Source organism: Microcoleus sp. S28C3, from assembly GCF_036700785.1.
GTDB lineage: Bacteria > Cyanobacteriota > Cyanobacteriia > Cyanobacteriales > Microcoleaceae > Microcoleus > Microcoleus asticus.
In genome coordinates this window covers 1-2,054 of record NZ_JAUBPO010000260.1, presented here as the reverse complement: position 1 = coordinate 2,054, position 2,054 = coordinate 1, and the positions used below count along the sequence as shown (strand labels likewise).

Below are 2,054 nucleotides of genomic sequence, written 5' to 3'. Positions count from 1 at the left end.
GCCCTCGAAAACGTTCTCAAACTCGTACTGATATTGCGGATGCGATCGACTCCCTCCTGCATCGAGCCAATCAATTTGGGCAAATCTTCTCGCAAATACTCCAAGTCTATATCCTCAATTTTTTCTTCAACTTGAGCTCCTGGCTTGGGAAAACTATCTTGATATACATCGATTAGCTCGAACAAATCTTGTAGGTATTCTTGAGCTGGCTGTAAATTGCCGGCAATAAAACCTACGGGATTGTTAATTTCGTGGGCTACCCCTGCCACGAGATTGCCGAGTGCAGACATCTTCTCACCCTGCACCAATTGCAACTGCATCTGTTTGAGATCGTGAAGATAAAGCTCTAGTTTTTGGGCATAGTCCTGGGATTGCTGATACAGTCGGGCGTTCTGTAAGGAAATGGCAGCTTGCGAGCAGAGGATGTTGAGGATGGCGACGCGATCGCGCGTAAATGCTCCGATTGTGAAATTATTCTCTATATACAAAATCCCCATAACTTTGCCTTGATGGAGAATGGGAGTGCATAAAACACTTTTGGGTTGCTGTTGGATGATGTAAGAGTCAGAAGCAAACGTGATTTGAGTGCTGACATTATCAAACACTAAGGTTTCTTTTGTGCGTTTGACGTAATTAATTAAGCTCAGAGGAATTGCTTGACTCTCTTCAAATAGCAGAGAGTCAAGATGGCAATCTTGACGATTCGTACAGTGCACGGAAACTCTCCAATTTCCCTCTTCATTTAAAATTAATGCTCCCGTTTCAGCCCCAGCATTCTTAACAACCACTTGCATCAAAGTAGTCAGCAATTGCTCTAGCTCGATTTCGCTGGAGAGAGTTTGAGAAGCTTCGATTACTGTCGGCAAATCTACTAATTCCGAACTGCTTGTGCTGCCAATAATAGTCTTATTTGTGCTAGAGATAGATGATGCACCATTGGTAGAAGTGTGAATGGTTTCGTTCGGATGCTGGCGAGTTTGATTCGGTTGTAGGATAGCAGCAAGAAGTTGGGGATAACGCTTTTCTAGGTGGTCAATTTTCGCTTTTGCTCCCCAACGAGCGTAGGCGTAATAAGCATCAATTAGATAAGGTTGTGCGAGTTTTTCTTTGCCCCATTCCAAATAGAATTTAGCGGCGAGTTCGTGAGCAAGTGCTTCCTCGTTGACGTATTCGTTTTCTTTAGCAAGGGCAATGGCGCGATCGTACATCTCGATCGCTTCTATTTTTTCCCCTAAAACCCGATGCCGTTCTGCTTCTACCAAATAGAATTTATGCAGATAATTCATGGGGGCATGATGCGCCCAATTTTGCATTTTTTCTTGATTAGCTTGAACTCTGTCAAAAATACCCTGTTGTTGCGCCTTCGTCGCCGCTTCGCTAACAGACTCTAGACTATTGCTATACACCGCCAATTGTATTAAAGAATCGTAAAAATGGAAGACAGGAACCAAGGGCAATCCTATCACTGTGTCTAAATACTTCTCTGCTAAAGCTGTATTTTCAATCGCTTCTGAGTAATTTTCAAACCAGTAGTTAAGTAAAAATTTGTTCCAATATATGTAGGCACTTCCCGATCTGTCATTTGCTTGTTGGTGCAATGGCAACCTTAATTGTTCATCGCAGGCTTCGCCCTTTAAAAGGCAAGTATTTTCACTTTTTCCGAGCAGATTTAAGGTAGCTTGCCAATAGATTTCTATATAATTAAGGGCTGTTTTTTGCTGGATTTTATAAACAGCATTTCTGTAAGTTGCTATCTCTCTTTCCAGGCCAGTCAGTTCTTTACCGCTAAAGTAAGCAGAATAGGAGTACACAGCTAGACCATAGGCAGCATATTGTAAATCTCCTGTCTCTAGTCCGCTAGAGTAAGCTGATAACAAAGATTCTAAGGTTTTTCTCAAATTCTCTTTCCAAGGTCGGATAAATGTATTTACTGTGGCGACTGTCTTGGCTTTAATTTCTTGAGCATTTATCTTTGACACCTGGGGGGGTGACAACCCGCCTGAAACTCATAGTTAGTAAGGATTGAGCCAACTTGTGGTAAAAAAAGATAGGCA

At 42.2% G+C, this 2,054-nt stretch carries 1 protein-coding gene; it reads right to left on the bottom strand.

Features of this window, described 5'->3' with window-relative positions:
• Window positions 1-1,979: GAF domain-containing protein (locus QUA13_RS32270; protein ID WP_333205143.1), on the bottom strand; the 1,979-nt coding region annotated here is incomplete at its 3' end.
• Window positions 1,980-2,054: the final 75 nt, after the last annotated feature.